Annotated in this window: 19 protein-coding genes and 2 tRNA genes; 10 read left to right on the top strand and 11 right to left on the bottom strand. The window is 70.2% G+C overall.

What is annotated here, in order from left to right; translation table 11 throughout:
• Positions 1-4 precede the first annotated feature (4 nt).
• The 3 genes from QNO12_RS03145 to QNO12_RS03135 form a co-directional block, all read right to left on the bottom strand.
• Positions 5-916: a DUF2510 domain-containing protein gene (locus QNO12_RS03145; protein WP_257503905.1), complete on the bottom strand. Its 912-nt coding sequence runs from the start codon at positions 914-916 to the stop codon at positions 5-7.
• A 99-nt stretch (positions 917-1,015) separates the two neighbouring features.
• Positions 1,016-2,374 carry a permease prefix domain 1-containing protein gene (locus tag QNO12_RS03140; protein ID WP_257503904.1) on the bottom strand — a complete coding sequence of 453 codons (1,359 nt, stop codon included), beginning with the start codon at positions 2,372-2,374 and terminating at the stop codon, positions 1,016-1,018.
• Positions 2,371-2,742, bottom strand: coding sequence for a PadR family transcriptional regulator (locus QNO12_RS03135; RefSeq protein ID WP_257503903.1), 372 nt, complete (start codon positions 2,740-2,742; stop codon positions 2,371-2,373). Before QNO12_RS03135 ends, QNO12_RS03140 begins: the two co-directional genes overlap by 4 nt.
• A gap of 387 nt (positions 2,743-3,129) precedes the next feature.
• Between QNO12_RS03135 and QNO12_RS03130 the strand changes: the two genes are divergently transcribed.
• On the top strand, positions 3,130-3,864 hold the full coding sequence (locus QNO12_RS03130; RefSeq protein WP_257503902.1) for an alpha/beta fold hydrolase: 735 nt from the start codon (positions 3,130-3,132) through the stop codon (positions 3,862-3,864).
• Here QNO12_RS03130 and QNO12_RS03125 read toward each other — a convergent pair.
• Positions 3,837-5,390 carry a SulP family inorganic anion transporter gene (locus tag QNO12_RS03125; protein WP_257503901.1) on the bottom strand — a complete coding sequence of 518 codons (1,554 nt, stop codon included), beginning with the start codon at positions 5,388-5,390 and terminating at the stop codon, positions 3,837-3,839. The genes QNO12_RS03130 and QNO12_RS03125 overlap by 28 nt on opposite strands.
• 192 nt (positions 5,391-5,582) lie before the next feature.
• On the opposite strand from QNO12_RS03125, the gene QNO12_RS03120 reads away from it, so the two are divergent.
• The 5 genes from QNO12_RS03120 (at position 5,583) to QNO12_RS03100 (ending at position 8,836) form a co-directional block, all read left to right on the top strand.
• Positions 5,583-5,774: a hypothetical protein gene (locus QNO12_RS03120; protein ID WP_257503900.1), complete on the top strand. Its 192-nt coding sequence runs from the start codon at positions 5,583-5,585 to the stop codon at positions 5,772-5,774.
• Positions 5,775-5,887: 113 nt separating this feature from the next.
• Positions 5,888-6,259, top strand: coding sequence for a hypothetical protein (locus QNO12_RS03115; protein WP_257503899.1), 372 nt, complete (start codon positions 5,888-5,890; stop codon positions 6,257-6,259).
• A gap of 162 nt (positions 6,260-6,421) precedes the next feature.
• On the top strand, positions 6,422-6,676 hold the full coding sequence (locus QNO12_RS03110; protein WP_257503898.1) for a BatC protein: 255 nt from the start codon (positions 6,422-6,424) through the stop codon (positions 6,674-6,676).
• Positions 6,673-7,899: a cupin domain-containing protein gene (locus QNO12_RS03105; RefSeq protein WP_257503897.1), complete on the top strand. Its 1,227-nt coding sequence runs from the start codon at positions 6,673-6,675 to the stop codon at positions 7,897-7,899. The genes QNO12_RS03110 and QNO12_RS03105 overlap by 4 nt, the downstream gene beginning before the upstream one ends.
• A 10-nt stretch (positions 7,900-7,909) precedes the next feature.
• Positions 7,910-8,836 (top strand): ferredoxin family protein, encoded by a 927-nt coding sequence (locus tag QNO12_RS03100; RefSeq protein WP_257503896.1) that lies wholly within the window; start codon positions 7,910-7,912, stop codon positions 8,834-8,836.
• Positions 8,837-8,859: 23 nt separating this feature from the next.
• Here QNO12_RS03100 and QNO12_RS03095 read toward each other — a convergent pair whose 3' ends face one another.
• Together QNO12_RS03095 and QNO12_RS03090 are read right to left on the bottom strand one after the other, a co-directional pair.
• On the bottom strand, positions 8,860-9,012 hold the full coding sequence (locus tag QNO12_RS03095) for a hypothetical protein (RefSeq protein ID WP_257503895.1): 153 nt from the start codon (positions 9,010-9,012) through the stop codon (positions 8,860-8,862).
• A 167-nt stretch (positions 9,013-9,179) separates the two neighbouring features.
• Positions 9,180-10,052 carry an aldo/keto reductase gene (locus QNO12_RS03090; protein WP_257503894.1) on the bottom strand — a complete coding sequence of 291 codons (873 nt, stop codon included), beginning with the start codon at positions 10,050-10,052 and terminating at the stop codon, positions 9,180-9,182.
• 159 nt (positions 10,053-10,211) lie between these two features.
• Here QNO12_RS03090 and QNO12_RS03085 point away from each other — a divergent pair, with 159 nt between their 5' ends.
• The 4 genes from QNO12_RS03085 to QNO12_RS03070 all read left to right on the top strand — a co-directional run bounded on the left by QNO12_RS03085 (position 10,212) and on the right by QNO12_RS03070 (position 16,737).
• Positions 10,212-11,234: a 3-oxoacyl-ACP synthase III gene (locus QNO12_RS03085; protein ID WP_257503893.1), complete on the top strand. Its 1,023-nt coding sequence runs from the start codon at positions 10,212-10,214 to the stop codon at positions 11,232-11,234.
• Positions 11,231-13,921: an alpha/beta fold hydrolase gene (locus QNO12_RS03080; protein WP_257503892.1), complete on the top strand. Its 2,691-nt coding sequence runs from the start codon at positions 11,231-11,233 to the stop codon at positions 13,919-13,921. The genes QNO12_RS03085 and QNO12_RS03080 overlap by 4 nt, the downstream gene beginning before the upstream one ends.
• Positions 13,918-14,886, top strand: a complete 969-nt coding sequence (locus QNO12_RS03075) for an NAD-dependent epimerase/dehydratase family protein (RefSeq protein WP_257503891.1) — start codon at positions 13,918-13,920, stop codon at positions 14,884-14,886. The genes QNO12_RS03080 and QNO12_RS03075 overlap by 4 nt, the downstream gene beginning before the upstream one ends.
• Before the next feature lie 198 nt (positions 14,887-15,084).
• Positions 15,085-16,737 (top strand): ABC1 kinase family protein, encoded by a 1,653-nt coding sequence (locus tag QNO12_RS03070; RefSeq protein ID WP_257503890.1) that lies wholly within the window; start codon positions 15,085-15,087, stop codon positions 16,735-16,737.
• A gap of 21 nt (positions 16,738-16,758) precedes the next feature.
• Here the strand turns inward: QNO12_RS03070 and QNO12_RS03065 are convergent, their stop codons facing one another.
• From QNO12_RS03065 to QNO12_RS03045, 5 genes are all read right to left on the bottom strand, one after another.
• Positions 16,759-18,213, bottom strand: coding sequence for a protein adenylyltransferase SelO (locus tag QNO12_RS03065; protein ID WP_257503889.1), 1,455 nt, complete (start codon positions 18,211-18,213; stop codon positions 16,759-16,761).
• 131 nt (positions 18,214-18,344) lie between these two features.
• A tRNA-Met gene (locus tag QNO12_RS03060) sits at positions 18,345-18,418 on the bottom strand.
• Positions 18,419-18,450: 32 nt separating this feature from the next.
• Positions 18,451-18,522 (bottom strand) — tRNA-Thr (locus QNO12_RS03055).
• Between the two features lie 65 nt (positions 18,523-18,587).
• Positions 18,588-19,790 (bottom strand): M23 family metallopeptidase, encoded by a 1,203-nt coding sequence (locus QNO12_RS03050; RefSeq protein WP_257503888.1) that lies wholly within the window; start codon positions 19,788-19,790, stop codon positions 18,588-18,590.
• Positions 19,791-20,031: 241 nt separating this feature from the next.
• Complete coding sequence (locus tag QNO12_RS03045) at positions 20,032-20,832, bottom strand: inositol monophosphatase family protein (RefSeq protein WP_257503887.1); 801 nt, start codon at positions 20,830-20,832, stop codon at positions 20,032-20,034.
• Positions 20,833-20,895: the final 63 nt, after the last annotated feature.

The following is a 20,895-nucleotide window of genomic DNA, read 5'->3' as shown; positions in this document are numbered from 1 at the left end:
TCGCTCACTCGTTGGCCACGGCCTCGTTGATCGCCCAGCCGTCGCCGTCGGGGACGACGATGTACGCGTAGCGATCCTCGTACTCGACGGGCTGGTCGGTCGGGTTGCCCTCGGCATCGACGAGGCTCGAGTAGGTCTCCGTGGTCTCGACGCGGATCTGCTCGTCCTGGGACTGGACCGACGTGACCTGCAGCTCGTAGTCCTGGACGGAGGCGATGAACCCCTGGGAGGCCTCGGAGAAGGCCGCGCAGTCCGGAAGCTCCAGCGCCGTCCGCAGGCTTTCGGTCGTCGCCCCTGTGAACTTCTCGCAGTCATCGGTGCGCCACGCCTCGTCGTACTGCTCGACGGCCGCCACCGCGGCCGCCTCGTCCTGGCTGGCGCTGCCGCTCGCGAGGTTGCCCATCACCATCGGGATGAGCACCGCGGCGAGGACGACGACGCCCAGGAGCACGACACCCAGCGCCACCCAGAGGATCCAGAGCTTGGATTTCCTGGGCTCGGTCGCTGCGATGAACGCGCCCGAGGGCGCCCGACCGCCCGGGAAACCGCTCGGGTACCCGGGAGGCGTCGCGGCGGGATCGCCGCTCTCGGGCACATCGAACCAGCTGGCCGAAGCCGGCGCCGACGTGCGCTGGGCATCGCCCAGCGTCGGCGCGGCCGGCGCGACGGAGTCCGCCGTCGCGCCCGCATCCACCGCGGGGGCCAGCAGGGTGTCCATCGTCTGGGCCTGCTCCCCCGCAGTCCGCGCGCCCTCGGTGCTCTCCGAGCTGACCGGCGCCGGCTCGTCGGCGGCGGCGTCCGGCGCGGCCGTGGGGTCGGCATCCGGGGTCTGCACGTGCTCGGTCCACTGGGCGCCGTCCCACCAGCGCAGCGCGCCGCGTTCGTCGTCGTACCAGCCGGGTGGTGTCGTGGCCATGCGCTTGTCCCTCTCACGCCGTCACCTGTGCGGTTTCGGGTCGTGCGTCGAGCCTAACCGAGGCGCAATCGCGCGCCCTCACCCGGGAGCCGGCGGGTCTCAGGCGAACGCGAAGACCGGCGGGAAGACGATCACGACGATCAGGGCCCAGCCCAGGTACACCGGCAGGTACCGGGTCTGCCATCTCTCCAGCCGGGCGGGGCGGACGGTGCCGCGGAGGATGCCGGTGAGGAGGTAGGCCGACCACGCGAGGTTCACCAGCAGGAGGACATTGAGCCCCAGCGAGGCGACCTTGTTGGCACTGAACCCGAACGCACCGATCCTGGCCACCATGGCGGTCAGGACGAGCAGGTCCACGACGATTGCGCTGGATACCATCACCAGCTGCAGCCGTTCGAACCATCCCGGTCTGGCCTCGGGGTCGCGCGCCGACAGCGAGTACAGCAGCAGCCCCAGCACGACGATCAGAACCACGTCGAAGAGGATGAGCAGGTCACGGCTGGTCTCGAGCAGATCGCGCTGCATGACCGCCGCCACCACGAGGGCCAGCAACATGAGCGTGAACAGCGGGGTGAACAGCTTGGTCAGCACCGGGGCGATGTTCTCGATGACGCTCTGCTTGGCCTCGACCAGACCGGCCGCGACGATCACCGCCCCGGCTGCGCCGCACGGAAGGATCCAATCCTGGATGACTCCGCCGGCGTCCACGCCGATCGCACCGAAGACGCCGAGCGTCAACGCGATCAGCACGGCGCCGCCGAGCGCGATGAGGGTGTAGTAGACGACCCACTCCCCGGTGAACCGGATGAAGTCCATGCGCAGCGTGTCGGATCGCCACACCCCGCCCGTGTACGCCAGCCCTACCGCCAGCCACAGGACGATCAGCGCGTGACCGGAGGCGAGGAACACCGTCATCCCGTCCGGGACGAAGGGATAGACGTTCAGGATGACCGCCGTCATGGCGAACGCCGCCGCGACGACGATGGTCACCGCCGTGGCGGCCCGCCGGGTCCACAGGAAGAAGGCGGCCAGGAAGGGCAGCACCAGAATGCCCGCGTTGCGGAGGTAGAACTCCGGGTCTGCGCCGATCGCCACACCGAACAGCGAGGGCAGCTTCACTGCGAGTCCGGCACCGACGGCCAGCGCGACGACCAGGAGAATCGGACGCCGTCGCCGTTCCGGTCCGGCCGGGTCCTCGATCACCAGCTGCTTCCACAGCCGATCGGAATGCTCCCGCGCGTACTCCCGCGACACGTCGTCCAGGCTCCCGATGCGCCGGATCGCGACCAGGAACGACTCCTCCTCGCTCAGGCCGGCACGGACGAGGTCATCGACCTGGTCGCGGAGGTGTCCCTCCAGTTCGTCCACATCGGCGCCGGCGACGGCACGCCGACGCCGCACGTACTGCGTCCATGACGCGATCTGCGCCTCCAGACGCGATTCGCTATCCACGCTCATGCCCCCGCCGGGCTGACGGCGAGCCGGCGCGGACCGTCGGATGAGGGCGTCCACACCTTCTCGAGTGCTTTGCTGACGGTGGACCACTGACGGCGCTGCTCGGCCAGCACGGCGCGACCGTCCGCGCTCAGCAGATAGTGCTTGCGACGCCGTCCGGAAGGCGCGGCGTGCCAGGCCGATTCGACATAGCCCAGCCGCTCCAGCCGATGCAGCAGGGGGTAGAGCATCCCGTCGCTCCAGGACAGCTCACCGTCCGAGAGCTGCTCGACCCGCTGCAGGATCGCGTACCCGTAGGACTCACCCTCCGCCAGGATGCCCAAGACGAGGGGGGTGGCTGCCGCGGCCACCAGGTCTTTGCCGATGCGCATCGGGTCTCCTCCGCCATACATAGAGCTGTCAGGTACATAGAACCACAAGGTATGCGGTTCGCCAACCCCGTCCTGAACCGCGGAGCCCCGCAGCCCGGTTCGCCCGGGGCGCCCTGGATGCCGGGCGGCGTTCGTGGACTCCGTCCCGGTGGATCGTCTGTGGCCGCGCGGCCTCAGCAGGCAGAAGGCCCGGCCGCGGTTCTCGCGCAGATTCTCCGCGAGAACCGGTGAGCCGAACCTCGCTCACGAGCCGGCCCGCCCCCGATCGCGGGCCCCCTGGTGGGTCGCCTGCCGGAGTCCTATCGTGTGCGATGAGCGTCTGGCACCGCGCGGGCGCAGACCCGACCGAAAGCGCCGTTCCTCGGCGCCCGCCTGAATGGATGCCCGATGCCAGAGAACACCGCCCCCACGATCGTCCTCGTCCACGGCGCATGGGCCGATGCGTCCAGTTGGAACGCGGTGACCGTCCCCCTGCAGGCTCAGGGGTACGAAGTCCTCGCCCCTCCGAACGAGCTGCGCGGTGTCACCTCGGATGCCGCGTACATCGCGTCGTTCCTGGCGCAGCGCACGTCCGGGCCCGTCGTGCTGGTCGGCCACTCCTACGGAGGCGTCGTGATCACCAACGCCGGCGCACAGGGAGGCGATGTGCGGGCGCTGGTGTACGTCGACGCGTTCATTCCAGACGAGGGTGAGAACGTCGTCACGATCCTCGACGGGTCGACCTCCGCCCTCGCCGTCGCGGACCCGACGACCGTCCTGGACGTCGCCGGCTACCCGGGTGCCCCGGAAGGGGTCGCCGACGTCTTCCTCAAGCCGGACACCGTCCATGCCTCCTTCGCGCAGGATCTTCCCGAGGCGGACCGCTCGGTCATCGTGGCCACGCAGCGTCCGATCTCTCTCCTGGCCAACGTCGAGCCGACCGGCGTCCCGGCGTGGAGGTCCATCCCGAGCTGGGCGGTCCTGGGCACGCAGGATCGGGTGATACCGATCGACGTGCAGCGCCGCATGGCTGAGCGCGCCGGCGCCACGATCACCGAGGTGGACGCCTCGCACGTCTCGATGGTGTCGCACCCGGATGTGGTGCTCGCCGCGATTCAGGCAGCCGTGGACGCGGTCGGCTGAGCCGAGACGCCGCCCGGTGCCCGGGCGGTGAGCCGTCGGTGGAATTCGGCTGACAGCGCGTCCATGCCCTCGAGCGTCACTGAGGCGCCGTGGCGCTCGTACTTCGTCAGAACCGCGTCCAGTGCCACGACGGTCGAGGCGTCCCACACGCGCGCGCGGGAGAGGTCGATGACGACCGTGCTCGGATCCTGCGCGTACTCGAACTGCGTGGTCAGGTCATTGCTAGAGGCGAAGAACAGCTCCCCTTCGACGGTGTAGCGCACGGCGGGTCCCGTCGCGGTCGGCGCGCTCTGGCGGGTGACGGTGACGAAGTGCGCGACACGGCGCGTGAACAGGATCATCGCCGCGACGACGCCGGCGCCCACCCCCACCGCCAGGTTGTGACTCCAGACGGTGACCACCACGGTCAGGACCATGACGAACGTCTCGCTCTTGGGCATACGCGCGAGGGTGGACGGACGGATGCTGTGCCAGTCGAAGGTCGCCACCGCCACGACGATCATCACGGCCACGAGCGCCGCCATCGGGATGATCGCGACGACATCGCCGAGCACGACCACCAGCACCAGCAGGAACACTCCGGCGAGGAACGTCGAGATCCGGGTGCGCGCCCCCGAGGACTTGACGTTGATCATGGTCTGGCCGATCATCGCACAGCCCCCCATGCCGCCGAACAGCCCGGAGAGGATGTTCGCCGCGCCCTGGCCGAACGCCTCGCGGGTCTTGCGGGAGTGCGTGTCGGTGATGTCGTCGACGAGCTTCGCCGTCAGCAGCGACTCCAGCAGTCCGACGATCGCCATGGCCGCCGCATACGGCGCGATGATGCCCAGCGTCTCCCAGGTCAGGGGCACCTCCGGCAGGAACAGCTCGGGCAGGCTCTGCGGCAGATCACCCTGATCGCCCACCGTGGGCACGTTCAGGGCGAACACGACGGCGGCCGCGGTGAGCAGGACGATGGCCACCAGCGGCGGCGGGATGACCTTGGTGATCCGCGGCATCAGATAGATGATCAGCAGGCCGACGGCCACCAGCGGGTAGACCAGCCCCGGCACGCCGATCAGCTGCGGCAGCTGCGAGGCGAACACGAGGATGGCCAGCGCGTTGACGAACCCGACCATGACACTGCGCGGGATGAACCGCATCAGCTTCGCCACGCCCACGGCCGCCAGCACGATCTGGATCAGCCCGCCCAGCAGAACGGTGGCGATGAAGTAGTCGATGCCGTGATCGCGGGCGACCGGGGCGATCACCAGCGCCACGGCGGCTGTCGCGGCGGTGATCACGGCGGGTCGGCCGCCGAGGAACGAGATCGCGACGGCCATCACGAAGGACGAGAACAGGCCCAGGCGCGGGTCGACTCCGGCGATGACCGAGAAGGCGATCGCCTCGGGGATCAGCGCGATCGCCACCACCAGCCCGGCGAGCACTTCCCGCGTCAAGATGCGCGGACTGCGCAGCGCCTGCAGCACAGTCGGCTCGATACGGTACCTGCTCGGTCGCTCCGGCCGGGGGACCACGGCGGACATGAGACTCCTTGGGGAGCGGGCTCTCCGAGGAAAGCGAGGGAAGAGGCCGCGAGCGGCGAGGCGGCGTCGCGCCGCGGGCGAGTGGACGCGCCGGCACCGCCGAGGCGCCGAACAGCGCCGCACCACCCTACGGGAAATGCGGCAGCCTGCGATCCGTGAACGCCACGGCCGAAGCGCTGTATCGTCACGTCCATGACGCAAGTTGTGCTCGTCTCAGCCACGTGGTGGAAGGTCGTCGACGTCGACAGCGCCGAGGACATCATCGACGCCGAGGGCATGTCGTGGCAACGGGAGGACACCCAGCACCCGAGCCCTCCGGTCGGCCAGGAGCCCACCGACATTCCCCCGGACCTGCCGAAGTACGTGCCCGCGGTCGGCGCCTGAACGGGTGCGGCACGCGGAGCCGACGTGCTGCCGCCGACCATGCCCGGCGCCCAGGATGGGGAAAGCGCACGCACAATCGACCCGGGCGTCTGCACGATCAGTACCCTGGCGCCATGCCGACTGTGACCGACTGGATCTCCAGCATCGCCGCGCTCGTGGGCGGCCTGGCAGGCGTGGGGGCCCTCATCATCAGCTTCCTCAGCTACCGCAAGGCCGGTCGCGCGCTGTCCGCAGACGCCCGCACCCGGCGGGCACTGACCTCCACGTTCGCCGCGGTGCAGGCGCTGGGAGAACACAACGCCGCCGTGGACCAGACGGTGGCTGCGGCGCTGCGCAGCACCCACGGAACCGACGCCGGTGCGCCCGATGCCGCGAATCGGCAGCTGCGCAGCCCCGCGGCCCCCGACCACACCGCGACCCGCGACGCCTATGCGGACGCCGCCGGGGCCGCGCGACGCCTTCTGGACGAGATCGGCCGGGAGTGACGGGTCCCTCCCGGGCCGCTGCCACGAGGGAAGGGACGCATGCGGTCACCGCGATGACGGGCGCCGCGGACGCATCCTGTCAAGGTCTCGTCCGCTTCGGACGAGCCGAGTAATGTCGGCACCGGCCCGACCGCGCCACACCGACTCTGCTGGAGGTTGCACATGAGCATCAATGACGACGACATCACGACGACCAATACGCCCGGCGAAGGCCCGGCCGACGGCGGCGCCGACCCCGGCGGCCACGACGGCGGCGCGGACGGATCCGCAGACGAAGGCGAAGGCACCGCGGACGGCGGCGCCAACCCCGGCGGCCACGACGGCGGCGCCGACGGATCCGCAGACGAAGGCGAAGGCACCGCGGACGGCGGCGCCAACCCCGGCGGCCACGACGGCGGCGCCGACGGATCGGCTTGAGCACGGGCGTCGAGCGCGGACCGGTGGACCGGCCCGCGCTCGCGCGTCTCATCGACGTCCCCTTCGCCGACTTCGCTCGGGATCACTGGGACCAGGAGCCCCTCGTCACGCATAAGAGCGACGGTTTCGAGGATCTGTTCACCGCCAGCGCCGTCGACGACCTGATCGCGGACCGCGGGACGCGGACCCCGTTCATGCGGATGGCCGTGGAGGGGACGGTTCTGCCGGCGGCGCGGTTCGCCTCTTCCGGGGGTTTCGGCGCAGAAGTGGCCGACCAGATCGACTCGGCGAAAGTCCTGGAGCAGTTCGCCGGCGGAGCGACGATCGTCCTGCAGGGCCTGCACCGCAATTGGGAGCCCATCGCCACCTTCACCCGGCAGCTGGTCCGGGACCTCGGGCACCCCGCCCAGGTCAATGCGTACATCACGCCCGCCTCGTCCCGCGGGTTCGACCCGCACTACGACACCCACGACGTGTTCGTCGTCCAGATCGCCGGCGCGAAACGCTGGACCATCCATCAGCCCGTCCACCGGCATCCGCTGCCCGACCAGCCCTGGACCGATCACTCCGCGGCCGTCGCCGAACAGGCCCGGACGAGCCCGCGGATCGAGGCGGTCTTCGAGCCCGGAGATGTGCTGTACCTGCCCCGCGGATGGATCCACTCCGCCGTGGCTCAGGGTGGAACATCGATCCACCTGACGATCGGAGTCCGTGCCGCAACCCGGCGGGATCTGCTCGTGCAGCTGCTCGCCGCCGCCGGCGAGGACCCGTCGCTGCGGCGGCAGCTGCCCGTGGGCGTGGACTTCACGGACGCCGCCACCTACGCCGGCGACCTCGCGGCCACGATCACCGCCGCGCGCAGCCTCCTCGAACGCTCGTCCGGCGACGACGCGATCGGCGCCGCGATGCAGCGGACCTTCCAGGATGCCGTCCGCCCCGCACCGGTGCGGCCGCTCGCGACGGTCGACCTGATCGCGGGCCTGCATCCCGGGGTGATCCTGGGATGGCGCGAGGGCCTGCGCGCGGGCGTCGGCGAGGCGGACGGGATGGTGCGCATCGTGCTGTCCGGTAAGACCATCGCGCTGCCCGGCGAAGCATCCACCGCCGTGCACGCACTGCGGGAACAGCCGCATCCGGCCGGCCGCCTACCGGGGCTGGACCCGGATTCCTCTCTGGTCGTGTCCCGGCGGCTGCTGCGGGAAGGCGTGCTGACCCCGAGATGAACGGCGGATCGTGAGCGCGACAGCCCTGCCCTCCGGGTTCGAGCCGGTGGAGCCGTGGGAGCCGTGCAGCGATCGCTCCCTCGAGCGCGGCGATCCCCTCGCCGGCACCGGAGGGTTCGGTGCTCGGTGGCTTCTGATCGAGATCGACGGGGCGTGGGGCGCGCACGCGTTCTTCCAGTCCCGGATCGATCCTGCGCTCGGCCGCACGCTGGTGCGGCGAGCCGAAGCCGCCGGCATCCGCCCGGTGGCGATCCGCCGCTACGGCCGGCGTGCGGATGAACGCCGCGGGCAGAAGTCCTGGCGCTGGGCACTGGCCGATGCGCGCCCCGGACTCGAAACCGTGCGATGGGGGGTCGTCGATGACCCGGCTGCGCTGGCCGACGTGCCCCTGGACGGGACCGCCGGCACCGCCTCCGACCGCCCGGTTCTGCTGGTGTGCACACACGCCCGGCACGACCAGTGCTGCGCGGTGCGCGGTCGCCCGGTGGCGCGTGCCCTCGCCGAAGCGTTTCCGGATGAGACCTGGGAGAGCTCGCACCTGGGCGGCGACCGCTTCGCCGCCACGATGCTCCTGCTGCCGCACGGGCTCTACTATGGGCGCGTTGCGACGTCGGATGCCGCATCCATCGTGGAGCGCTACCTGCGGGGCGAGGTCGTCGAAGAACACTTCCGCGGGCGCAGTTCACTGAGCAACGTGGCACAGGCGGCGCAGTCCTTCGCGCGCGCATCCAGCGGAGATGACCGCATCGACTCCTTCGCGCCGCTGCGGGAGGAGAGGACCGTGGACGGTTGGCGCGTCGACCTCGCTCAGGACGGCGGCATCGTCACGGTGCTGCTGCGCGAGACGATGTCCGCACCGCTGCTGAGCACGTGCTCGGCCACCCGTCCCGCACCGGTCCGTCAGTTCGCGCTGGAGTCCATCTCCCCGCCGCACTGATCCGGCGCGCCGTCGGAGTGCCGCTACCTCGGCTCGGAGTCCTCGTCGCTGTCCGCCGAGGACTGCTCCGAGGTGATCTCGTGCTCGCGCTCGACATCCTTGATCACGTCGGTCTTCAAGTCGCTGGCCGGGTTGCCGCTCTCGGGCGACAGCCGCGGGATCGGTGTGTCCGTCATCGTCGTTCCCCTCGTTGCGTTCGTTGCCTTTCCCAGAGCGTAGGCCTCGCACAGCTGCGACAACTGCCACTTGCACCGCACCGCCACCAGGGTGTACCGCGCCGGCGGCAGTGCGATCCGGCGCCCGCGCTGCCGGTCCGAGGTCGGGGCCGGTCGTCGGAGCGGTCTCAGCCCAGACGGCTGGCGCTGAGCCGGCGCACCATCTCCGGGTCGCGGTGGTCGAAGAACTGCGAGGCCGCCTCATCGAGGGTGCCGATCGCGGCCATGTCCTGCTCCGAAAGCGTGAAATCGAACACGTCGAGGTTCTGCGCCATCCGCTCCGGGCTGACTGTCTTGGGAATGACCACCACGTCCCGCTGAATGAGCCAGCGCAGCACGACCTGCGCCACCGATTTCCCGTGCCCGGCGCCGATCTCGCTGAGCAGCGGATTGGTGAACAGCCCGTTCTTGCCCTCGGCGAACGGACCCCAGGACTCGATCTGAACCCCCTCGTCCCGCATCAGCTGCTGGTACTGGCTCTGCTGGTAGAAGGGATTGGTTTCGATCTGGTTCACCGCCGGGGTGATCTCGTTGTTGATGATCAGGTCCAGGAGCCGGTCGGCGGGGAAATTCGATACGCCGATGGCCCGGGCGCGGCCGTCTTTGTTGAACTGCTCCATCGCCCGCCATTGGGTGTAGTAGTCCCCGAACGGCTGGTGGATCAGGTAGAGGTCGACGTAGCGCAGACCGAGTCTGGTCAGCGAGTCCTCGAAGGCACGGATCGTGTTCTGCTCACCGCGATCCTGCACCCACAGTTTGGTGGTGATGAACAGTTCCTCGCGAGGGATGCCGCTCTTGGCGATGGCGGCGCCGACGGCTTCTTCGTTGCGGTACGCGGCGGCGGTGTCGATGAGGCGGTATCCCGCGGCGAGCGCGGCGCTGACGGCGCTCTCGGCTTCTTCCGGCCCGACCTGGTAGACGCCGAATCCCAGGATGGGCATCTGCACCCCGTTGTTGAGGGTGACGGTCGGGATCGCGGCTGCGGGAATCGTATCTGTCATGCCTCCACGCTAGACACAATGGCGGCGCACATGATCCACTGCCCCGACCGTGCGCGCATTATAGCGGGCGGGCCGCGCCGCTGAATCGGCTCGCGAATCGGCGTAAAGTGGCCGTCTTGGAAGAACAGAGCCTGACGGGCCCGTTCAATCGGAGGTCCCGTGGCCGGAAATGCGACCACTCGCTTCGACAACGTCTCACTGTTGTCGGTTGCGAGCACTCTACCCAGTCGCGTGACGACGTCGGACGAGATCGAGGATCGTCTCGCGACGGCACTGTCGCGGCTGCGGCTGCCGGGCGGACTCCTGCAGCGCGTCGCCGGGGTGCTGGAACGACGCAACTGGGCGACCGGCGAATCCTCGGATGAGGCCACGGTCGAAGCCGGCCGGCGGGCGCTGGCCGAGGCGGCGGTCGACCCCGGCGACGTCGGTCTTCTGATCAACACGTCGGTGACCCGCAAGCACCTCGAGCCGTCCGTGGCGGTGCGCCTGCACCACGGACTCGGGCTGCCCAGCTCGGCGATCAACTTCGACGTCGCCAATGCCTGCCTGGGTTTCGTCAGCGGCATGAGCCTCGCCGCGAACATGATCGAGGCGGGGCAGATCCGCTACGCCATGGTGGTCAACGGTGAGGATGCCGATGAGATCCAGGACAACACGATTCGCCGGTTGCTGCGCGCCGACGTCGGCCGCGACGGCTTCATGAGCGAGTTCGCATCGCTCACGCTCGGCTCCGGTTCGGCTGCGGCTGTGTTGGGCCGTGCCGACGAGCACCCGGCGGGTCATCGCATTCTGGGCGGTGTCACACGTGCCGCGACGCAGTTCCACGAGCTCTGCGTCGGCAGTGTCGACGGCATGTTCACCGATGCGAAGGCTCTTCTGAAGGGCGGTCTGGACCTCGTGGTCTCCGCCTGGAAAGAGGCGTCCTCGGAGTGGGACTGGTCGGCGATGGATCACTACATCACGCACCAGGTGTCCTCGGTGCACACCGGCGCCATCGTCAAAGCGGCCAGGCTCGACCGCGCTCGCGTTCCCGTGACGTTCCCGAAGTACGGCAACGTCGGGCCGGCCTCCATCCCGATCACGCTCGTCGAGCAGGGCCCGTCCCTCGAGAAGGGGCACCGCGTGCTGCTGATGGGGGTCGGGTCGGGTCTGAACACCGCCATGATGGAGCTCGCCTGGTGAGCGAACGCGCCGCGCTCGCCCCTCCGCGCCTGCCCGGACTGGACGCCCGATTCAGTCGGATCGTCGCCGTGCCCGGTGCAGGCGCGGACGCAGGGCTGGTCCGCGAGTGGCACTGTCTGGACACCGGTGCGCAACTGGCGCAGCTCGGCGCCCCGATCGCCGGCACGATCGTTGCCGTGCACGGCAACCCGACCTGGTCGTATCTGTGGCGACATCTGCTCACCGCGTCGGTACGAGCGGCGGCGGAGGGCGCATCCGCGTGGCGGGTTGTCGCGGTCGATCAGCTGGACATGGGCTTTTCCGAGCGCACAGGTGTGGATCGCACGCTCGCGCAGCGCGTGGCCGACCTCGGCGCCTTCACGGATGCGCTCGCCCTCGACGGGCCCGTCGTGACCCTCGGCCACGATTGGGGAGGGGTGGTCTCGCTCGGCTGGGCGGTCGATCATCCGGAGTCCCTCGCGGGGATCATGCTCCTGAACACCGCGGTGCACCAGCCCGACGGTGCCCCGGTGCCGGGCCTGCTGCGGCTGGCCGGAGCCCGTGGCGTGCTCGCCGCCTCGACGGTGGCGACCACCGCGTTCCTGGACACGACGCTCGCGCTGGCCTCTCCTGCGCTGGATGCGGCGACGAAAGACGCCTACCGGGCGCCGTACCGCTCCGCCGCCCGGCGCCGCGCGATCGGCGGGTTCGTCGCCGAAATCCCCGCCTCCGGCAGTCACCGCAGCCATGCGGAGCTGGAACGGATCGCGTCGGGCGTGGCGCGGCTGGACGTTCCCGCCCTGATGCTGTGGGGCCCGAACGACCCGATCTTCGGCGACCGGTATCTCGACGACCTCGTCGACCGACTGCCGCACGCCGACGTGCACCGATTCGAGGGCGCGAGCCACCTCGTCGCCGAGGATCGACCGTATGCGGATGCGCTGCTGGCATGGCTCGGCCGCAACAGTGATCGCCTCACCGGCGACGATCACACATCCGCGCGGCAGCCTCCGGCCGCGACATCGCCGACCGACACCGCCGACCCGCCATTCGTGCCGATCTGGCACGGTCTGGACCGCCGACACGCCGATGAGGACATCGCCATCGTGGACATGTCCTCCCGCGGAGCGCGACCGATGCGTCGGGTCAGCTGGCGGCAGCTGGACGATCGGGTCCGGCGCCTCGCCGCGGGGCTTCATGCCGCGGGGGTGCGCAGGGGTGACCGTGTCTCCCTGCTGGTTCAGCCCGGCCCGACCCTGTCGGCTGTCGTCTACGCGTGCCTGCGCATCGGCGCGGTCGTCGTCGTCGCGGACGCCGGGCTCGGCATCCGGGGCCTCACCCGCGCCGTCCGTGGCTCCTGGCCGGACGTGATCATCGGCGAAGTTCCGGGCCTCACCGCCGCGCGGGCGCTCGGGTGGCCGGGAACGCGCATATCGGCGGCTCCTCTGCCGGCCGTTGCGGCGAAGGCGCTCGGGGTGTCCTACTCCCTCCAGGACATCCTCCGACTCGGTGACGGCGGCTCGCTTCCGATCCCGCCCGGACCGGCCGACGAGGCCGCCATCCTGTTCACGTCCGGATCCACCGGACCCGCCAAGGGCGTCGCCTACACCCACGCACAGCTTTCCGCCCTGCGCGACGTGCTCGCGTCCCACTTCGAGGTGAGCTCGGAGACCGGCCTGGTCACGGGGTTCGCACCCTTCGCTCTGCTGGGTCCGGCGTTGGGCGCTCGATCCGTGACGCCCGACATGGACGTGTCATCGCCGCGCACGCTCACCGCGAAAGCCGTCGCCGATGCCGTGCGCGAGTCCGACGCGCGCATCGTGTTCCTCTCCCCCGCCGCGATCCTCAACGTGGTCGACACCGCCGCGGCACTCACCGCAGAAGACCGCGTCGCGCTCGGCCGGGTGCGCACGTTCCTGTCCACCGGTGCTCCCATCAGCGCGCAACTGCTCGAGGCGGCCGCGCAGCTCATGCCCAACGCGACGCCGCACACGCCGTACGGGATGACGGAGTGCCTCCTGGTCACGGACATCACCCTGGCCGGTGTGCATGCCGCCGCTGACGCCCCCGACGCGGGGGTCTGCGTCGGATCGCCGATCGGATCCAACCGGGTCCTGATCAGCGCTCTGGACCCGGATGGGCGTGCGAGCGGGGCGCCGACCGCGGAGCCGGGAGTGCTCGGCGAGATCGTCGTGTCGGCATCCCACCTCAAAGCCCATTACGACCGGCTGTGGATCACCGATCAGGCTGCCGCGCGTCACACCGAGAGGCTCGAATCCTCCGATCCCGCGGTGCGCTGGCACCGGACCGGAGACGTCGGTCACCTCGACGCGAGCGGCCGGCTCTGGATCGAAGGGCGGCTCCCGCACCTCATCGTCACCGCAGACGGGCCTCTCGCGCCGGTGGGCCCGGAGCAGCAGGTGGAGCGCGTGGACGGGGTGCGCCGAGCGGCCGTCGTGGGCGTGGGCCCCGAGGGTCTGCGGCAGACCGTGGCGGTCCTCGAGACGGTGCCCGCGGCGGCGCGTGCCGGCCTCGCGTCCGCGGACCTGAGCCGTGCCGTGCGCGCAAGCAGCGCCGTTCCCCTCGTCGCTGTGCTCGTCGTTCCGCGACTGCCCACCGACATCCGGCACAACTCGAAGATCGATCGATCGCGGCTGTCCGCGTGGGCAGAGCGCACCCTGGCCGGCACCAGACCGGTTGCGCCGTGATCGTGCTGGTCACCGGCGCCTCCGGGTTCCTCGGCCGGGCGGTCGTCGCCGACCTGGTCGCAGCCGGGCACCGGGTGCGCACCCTGCAGCGCCGCCCCTCGGGTGTCGAGGGTGCAACCGACGTGCTCGGTTCGATCACGGCCCCGACGACGGTCGCGCACGCGATCGACGGGGCTGAAGGGGTCGTTCACCTCGCCGCGAAAGTCTCCCTCACCGGCCCCGCGGACCAGTTCCGCGAGGTCAATGTGGAAGGCACCCGGTTGCTGCTGGACGCCGCGGAAGCCGCGGGAGTGTCGCGATTCGTCCAGGTATCGTCGCCGTCGGTCGCGTATGCCGGTTCCGCGCTTGCGGGCGTCGGCGCCGAGCCTGCCGATCCCGCGCGTGCGCGCGGCCACTACGCCCGCACGAAGGCGCACGCCGAACTGATCGCTCTCGGTCGGGACTCCGCGGCGATGAACGTGGTGGCCGTCCGTCCTCACCTGGTGTGGGGCCCCGGAGACACCCAGCTGATCGCGCGGATCGTGTCGCGTGCCCGCCGCGGCACGCTTCCGCTGCTCAACGGCGGAACCGCTCTGATCGACACCACCTACATCGACAACGCCGCCAGCGGAATCTCCGCCGCGCTGCACCGCGCCCCGACAGCGCATGGCCGCGCCTACGTGCTCACCAACGGCGAACCTCGGCCCGTGGGCGAGCTGCTCGCCGGCATCTGCCTCGCGGCAGGGGTTCGGCCGCCGCGTTGGAGTCTCCCGGCCGGGCTCGGGCGCGCGGCCGGCTCCGTGATCGAAGGGCTGTGGGCGGTCTCGGGCAGGACCGACGAGCCGCCCATGACGCGCTTCCTCGCCGAGCAGCTGTCCACCGCGCACTGGTTCGACCAGCGGCAGACCCGTCGTGCGCTCGCCTGGTCGCCGCAGGTGACGATCGACGAAGGCCTCGGTCGTCTCGCCGCCGACTACGCAAGCTGACCACCGTCGTACGGTTGCCCTTGTCGGGGCGGGACGGGGTCGGCGACAATGAAGCGATGGAGCCAGAGCGCGGCAGCACCATCCTCACCGGGCGACGCCCCGACCCGGCTGTGACGCACCGCGCGGAGCGCGCACCGACGCTCGACCCGCCCTCGCGGCGATCACACCGACTTCTCCGCGCCGTGGTTGCTCGCTGACGTGAGGGCCCGATTCAGCAGGTACCAGGAGATCGCGGACACGCTCGCGCGCCACGGCCTCGGCTTCCTGGTCGGGGCGATCGGCGCCGCCCGGTGGGTGGCTCCCCGCCGCGCCGGCCGGGAGCGGCCCCAGGACCCCCCGTACACCGTCCCGCAACGGGTCCGCATCGCGCTGGAGGAGCTGGGTCCGACCTTCATCAAGCTCGGCCAGCTGCTCTCCACGCGGCCGGACCTGCTTCCCCCCGCGTACATCGTGGAAATGTCCAAGCTGCAGGACAGCGCCCCGCCGATACCGCCGGACCAGGTCCGTGACGCCGTCTGGCGGGAGCTCGGGGCCGAGCCGGAGCAGCTGTTCGCGACCTTCGACTGGGTGCCGCTGGCGTCCGCGTCGATCGGTCAGGCGCACGCGGCGACACTCCAGGACGGCACCTCGGTGGTGGTGAAGATCCGCCGCCCGGATGCGGTACGGCAGGTGCAGGAGGACCTCGAGATCCTCAACAACCTCGCCTACCGGGCGACCCGGCTATGGGCGCCGGCCCGCACGTACGACGTGCGGGGCATCGTCCAGGAATTCTCCCGCACGCTTCGCGCCGAGCTGGACTATCTTCGCGAGGCGGGCAACGCGGAGCGGTTCGCCGAGCTGTTCGCCGACCAGCCTGCGGTCCTGATCCCGCGGGTGTTCCGGGACCGGACGACCTCGCGGGTGCTGACACTCGAGCGGATGTCAGGGATCAAGATCAACGACCTGGCGGGTCTGGAAGCAGCCGGCGTCGATCGGGCGGCGCTGGCCCGCGCGGGCGCTGAGGTCATGCTGCGGATGATCTTCGAATTCCGCTTCTTTCATGCCGACCCTCACCCGGGGAACCTGTTCGTGCAGCCGGACGGGGGGATCGCGCTGATCGATTTCGGCATGGTGGGTGAGCTGAGTGAACAACTGCGCGATCGGTTCGCCGACTTCCTCATCGCATTCACCCTGAGAAACGCTGACGCCCTCGCCGATGCGCTGGTGAACGTCTCGCTGACACGGGGCAGCGTGGATCGGGACCAGCTCCGCGTCGCGCTGGTCTCATTCATCGAGCTGTACGCGGACCGCCCGCTCAGCGAGGTGAACTTCGCCCGACTGGCGACCGAGTTGCTCGTCGTGGTGCGCGAGCAACGGCTGCAGCTGCCGCGCGAGGTGTCACTCATCTTCAAGGTCCTGATCGTGATCCAGGGCATCGGGGTGCAACTGGACCCGGACTTCGATCTGACCGCGGTGCTGGCCCCCTACGCCCGCACGCTGATCCAGCAGCGGTTCTCGCCGAGTGAGATCGCCAAACGGGTGGCCCGCGCATCCGCGGATGCCGGTGCACTGTTGCTGGAGCTTCCTACGCAGCTGCGGAAGGCGCTCGACGTCCTGGACCGCAACGGCGCCGAGGTGCACCTGCGCGCCGCCGAGCTGGAGCCCCTCGTCGCTCGCACGGAGCGGATCGGAAACCGGCTCGTCGCCGGTGTGGTCACGGCCGCCCTGATCAACGCAGTGGGCCAGATCGTCGCCCGCGGCAACCGCTGGCGTTCGTGGGAGAGCGGGTTGATGGGTGCCGGCGTCGCGGTGGTCACGACCCTGAGCGGCTATCTGCTGTGGACTGCGCGACGGCGCAGCAGGTGGGATTGAGGGCCTCCTCCGGTCGGCGATTCACGTGCCGCAGAAGGTGCGGTACCGCCCGAAGTCCTCAGGGGCAGGCTGCGCGTAACGCTCCAGCCCGGGGCGCGACGCGTAGGGTTCGCGCACGACCCCGACCAGACGTTCGAAGGGCTCCAAGTCACCCTCGGTGGCCGCGCCGAGTGCCTCTTCGACCAGGTGGTTGCGTGGAATGTAGGTCGGGTTGGCGGCATCCATCGCATCCAGGTCGGGAGCCAGCGCCGTCCACCGCTGCATCCAGGAGTCGAACGCGGGCGGGATCTCCTCCCCCGATCCTGAACGATCACGCGCCGCGCCGCTGAGCCGACGGAACAGCGACGTGTAGTCGACGCGGTTCGCCTGCAGCAGATCGACCAGGTCCGCTATCAGCGCCGAGGTCACCGCGTCGTCGCGGATCTCCCGCAGACCCAGCTTCGTGACCATCCCCGCCGACCAGGCGGTGCTGTACTGCCGGCGGAATCCGCCCAGGCACTCCTGTGCCAGCGCCACCGCGCGGTCGGAGTCGTCGTCGAGGGCGGGAAGCAGCGCCTCCGCGAAGCGCACGAGGTTCCACTCGGCGACCAGCGGCTGGCTGCCGAACGCGTAGCGCCCGCCGATGTCGATGGAGCTGTAGACCGCCCGCGGGTCGAAGTCGTCCATGAACGCACACGGACCGTAGTCGATCGTCTCGCCCGAGATCGTCATGTTGTCGGTGTTCATCACCCCGTGCACGAAGCCCACCAGCATCCATTGCGCGATCAGCGAGGCTTGCGCGCCGATCACGGCCTGCAGCAGCGCGAGCGGCGGGTTCTCGGCATCCGTCAGGTCGGGGTAGTGGCGCTCGATCGCGTGTGCCACCAGTCGCCGCAGCAGGGGCACGTCCCCGGTGGCTGCGGCGTACTGGAAGCTGCCCACGCGCAGGTGACTGCTGGCCACCCGGGCGAGCACCGCTCCGGGCAGCATCGTCTCGCGCCGTACCATTCGGCCGGTGGCGACGACCGCCAGCGAGCGGGTGGTGGGGATGCCGAGGGCATGCATGGCTTCGCTGATGAGGTATTCCCGCAGCATCGGCCCGACGGCGGCGAAACCATCGCCGCCGCGGGCGAACGGTGTCGGTCCGGAGCCCTTCAGGTGCAGATCGCGAAGACCGCCTCGCGCATCGGCGAGTTCCCCGAGCAGCAGCGCCCTGCCGTCGCCCAGACGTGGCGAGTACGTGCCGAACTGGTGCCCGGCATAGGCCTGGGCGACCGGTGCGGCCGCGGCGGGAAGCCGATTGCCGGTCAGCAGCTTGACCCCGTCATCGCTGCGCAGAAAGCCGAGGTCGATGCCCAGCTCGGCCGCCAGCGGCTCGTTCAGCACCAGAAGCCGCGCGTCCGGCGCCGGCTCCGCCTGCCACGGCGCCGCCAGCTCCGGCAGCTCACGGGCGAACCGGCTGGTCAACTCGACGGTTGTCGGTGTGGCGACGTTCATCCGGCCAGGCTACTCCGCACTGCCGCCACCGGATCCGGATGCGGCACAGTCAGCCGGCCCGCGGTCGGACCGCCCGGGCGATGGCCGACGCCACCGACACAAAAGGCCCCGCACGGGGGCCTGTTCGTTCGTAGCAGGAGAGAGATTCGAACTCTCGACCTCACGATTATGAGTCGTGCGCTCTCACCAACTGAGCTACCCTGCCGCGCGGCATCCGCATCTGCATTCGGATGTCCGAGCCCCGAGTCAGGATTGAACTGACGACCCCTTCCTTACCATGGAAGTGCTCTACCACTGAGCTATCGGGGCGTACCCAGGTGAACCTGGGCAACTAGAAGAGAATACCAGAGCGGCGGCATCCTCCTGAATCGTGATCAGCCGCCGGCGTGCTGCCGCAGCCAGGGGATGGGGTCGATCGGGGTCGTGCCGTTGACGAGGATCTCGAAGTGCGTGTGCGCGCCGAACGAACGACCGGTGTCACCGGTGTGCCCGACGATGGTGCCCACGGTGACGTGGTCGCCGACCTGCACCTGCCGCGAGCCGTACAGCATGTGCGAGTAGCTGCTTGAGATGAGCTGCCCGTCGATGATGTGGTCGATGACGATGTGCACGCCGAACGCTCCGCCCGAGTCGGTCGACTCGCGAACGACGCCGTCGGCGATCGCCTGGATCGGTGAACCCTCGCCGGGGGTGAAGTCCGCACCCTCATGCATGGAGCCCGAGCGCACGCCGAAGCCGTAACTGATCGGCACACCAACGGCGAAGGGCCACTGGATGGGCGAGTTCGGGTCGTTGACGAAGAAGTTCGAGAAGTTGCGGATGCCGGACTCGGAGGCCAGCTGAGCCATCGTCACGGTCGAGTAGGTCTCGTGACGCTCGATCGCAGCGCTCTGGATTCCGGAGGGAGCGACATAGGCCTGGATCTCTTCGTGGTCCGTGTTCGCATGAGCGACGACCGAGGCGGTGATGTCCGCGGTGCCGGTTCCGGCCACCGCAGCGGCGGGGACGGTCATGGACACGGTGAGCAGACCGACGATTCCCATGACCCCGACCGAGAAGGACGTGGCGGTCAGCCGCTTGAAGGACACAACGCGGCGGTGGCGGGAGGCGACGATGTGTGGGGTGCCGGCGTGGTCCGAGGTGCCGGCACCGCCCGCCGCCGGTGTCTGCACCGGCGTTTCCCCGGCGAAGGAGAACAGCCGTGCGGCGGCCTCGAACGCGTCGGCCTCTTCGGCGGTGAGACGGGATGCCGCATCCGGCGATACGAAGAGCGGATCGGGCGCGTCCGCCGATTCGTCCTCGACGTCGAACACGGCGTCCACGTCGGGCTCGAGCAGTTCGAACGGCTCCGCCGAGCTCCGTTCGGTCGCAGGCACCGGCGCCGGACCGGCGGCCGGGTCGGTGGGAGCGGCCGCGGGGGCCGGCGTCTGGCCGACGCGACCGGCACGGCGGCTGCGGCGGGTTGCGACCGGAGCTTCGGTGGCGGCCGCCGCCATCGCGGTCACCACGGCCGCGAGGGGTGCGACATCCGCCAGGGATGCCGCTGCCAGGGCGTCCGCGCTCGCCGGAATCGGCATGGCGGAGGATCGGCTGGAACGCCGCGTGGGCGCAGACTCAGCCTGGGAGGCGTCGAAAGGCAAAGCGCAGAGGGCTCTCGGGATCGTGTCGCTCGGGGGGGCAACGGGAGGACGTCGGGCGGGTGATCACCTTCGCCGTACGGGCAGCGTCGGTAACGATTGGATAAACACTATCCGGATGCGCCTGAGAATGCGATGTGCAGGATTCTCCGGCGGGCCGGGCGGTTCGCAGGCAATCCTTTCACGAACCGACCGCGGCGGTCAGAAGCCGGTCGAAAAGTCCCGGGCCGGCGGTCACCAGCAGGGCTCTGCCCGGCTGGTCGTCCAGCTCGACTCGCGTGATCCGTCCCCCCGCTTCGGTCACCAGCAGGGCGCCGGCGGCGTGGTCCCAGGGCTGCAGCCCGCGTTCGAAGTAGCCGTCCAGCCTGCCTGCCGCGACATAGGCGAGGTCCAGCGATGCGGCGCCCATGCGTCGCAGGTCACGAGCCATCGGCATCACTCGGGCGACCCGAGCCAGGTCGCCGGCGTGGGTGCTCGCGTCGTATCCGAACCCGGTCGCCAGCATCGCCCCCGCCGGCGACGGCTCGGCGTTGACCGCGAGCCGGGCCCCGTAGAGCCACGCGCCGGCTCCGCGGGCGGCGTGGAACAGCTCGTTCGTCACAGGGGTGAACACCGCCCCCGCGAGGGCTTCCCACCGGTCGGGTGCGGGCTCGCCGCGGACGGCGGCGATGCTCACCGCGTACGCGGGGATGCCGTACGCGTAGTTGACGGTGCCGTCGATCGGATCGACGACCCACGTGATGTCGGTGGACCCGCGCTCGGCCCCGGATTCCTCACCGAGGAAGCCGTCGCCGGGGCGTTCGGCGCTCAGGCGAGCCCGGATGAGCGCCTCGACCTCGCGATCGGCGTGGGTGACGATGTCCGCGATCGCCGATTTCGTCGCCGCGATCGCGACCCCTTCGCGGCGCCGGCGCCGGGCGAGCTCACCGGCCTCCCGGGCGATGTCCATCGCGAGGGACTCCAGATGCTGGGCCGATGACATGACTACACGCTATCGCCGCGGCATCCACAGCAGTCGTTGCGCCGATGCGGCAGCCGGTTAGCG

Origin of the sequence: Microbacterium sp. zg-B185, from assembly GCF_030246885.1 — a bacterium.
GTDB lineage: Bacteria > Actinomycetota > Actinomycetes > Actinomycetales > Microbacteriaceae > Microbacterium.
The sequence above is the reverse complement of the archived record's forward strand: the minus strand, read 5'-3'. Positions and strand labels throughout refer to the sequence as shown.

Coding starts and splice junctions, on each gene's coding strand:
- QNO12_RS03145 (WP_257503905.1), bottom strand. CDS start 916: ATGGCCACGACACCACCCGGCTGGTACGACGACGAACGCGGCGCGCTG.
- QNO12_RS03140 (WP_257503904.1), bottom strand. CDS start 2,374: ATGAGCGTGGATAGCGAATCGCGTCTGGAGGCGCAGATCGCGTCATGG.
- QNO12_RS03135 (WP_257503903.1), bottom strand. CDS start 2,742: ATGCGCATCGGCAAAGACCTGGTGGCCGCGGCAGCCACCCCCCTCGTC.
- QNO12_RS03130 (WP_257503902.1), top strand. CDS start 3,130: ATGCCAGAGAACACCGCCCCCACGATCGTCCTCGTCCACGGCGCATGG.
- QNO12_RS03125 (WP_257503901.1), bottom strand. CDS start 5,390: ATGTCCGCCGTGGTCCCCCGGCCGGAGCGACCGAGCAGGTACCGTATC.
- QNO12_RS03120 (WP_257503900.1), top strand. CDS start 5,583: ATGACGCAAGTTGTGCTCGTCTCAGCCACGTGGTGGAAGGTCGTCGAC.
- QNO12_RS03115 (WP_257503899.1), top strand. CDS start 5,888: ATGCCGACTGTGACCGACTGGATCTCCAGCATCGCCGCGCTCGTGGGC.
- QNO12_RS03110 (WP_257503898.1), top strand. CDS start 6,422: ATGAGCATCAATGACGACGACATCACGACGACCAATACGCCCGGCGAA.
- QNO12_RS03095 (WP_257503895.1), bottom strand. CDS start 9,012: ATGACGGACACACCGATCCCGCGGCTGTCGCCCGAGAGCGGCAACCCG.
- QNO12_RS03090 (WP_257503894.1), bottom strand. CDS start 10,052: ATGACAGATACGATTCCCGCAGCCGCGATCCCGACCGTCACCCTCAAC.
- QNO12_RS03065 (WP_257503889.1), bottom strand. CDS start 18,213: ATGAACGTCGCCACACCGACAACCGTCGAGTTGACCAGCCGGTTCGCC.
- QNO12_RS03050 (WP_257503888.1), bottom strand. CDS start 19,790: ATGCCGATTCCGGCGAGCGCGGACGCCCTGGCAGCGGCATCCCTGGCG.
- QNO12_RS03045 (WP_257503887.1), bottom strand. CDS start 20,832: ATGTCATCGGCCCAGCATCTGGAGTCCCTCGCGATGGACATCGCCCGG.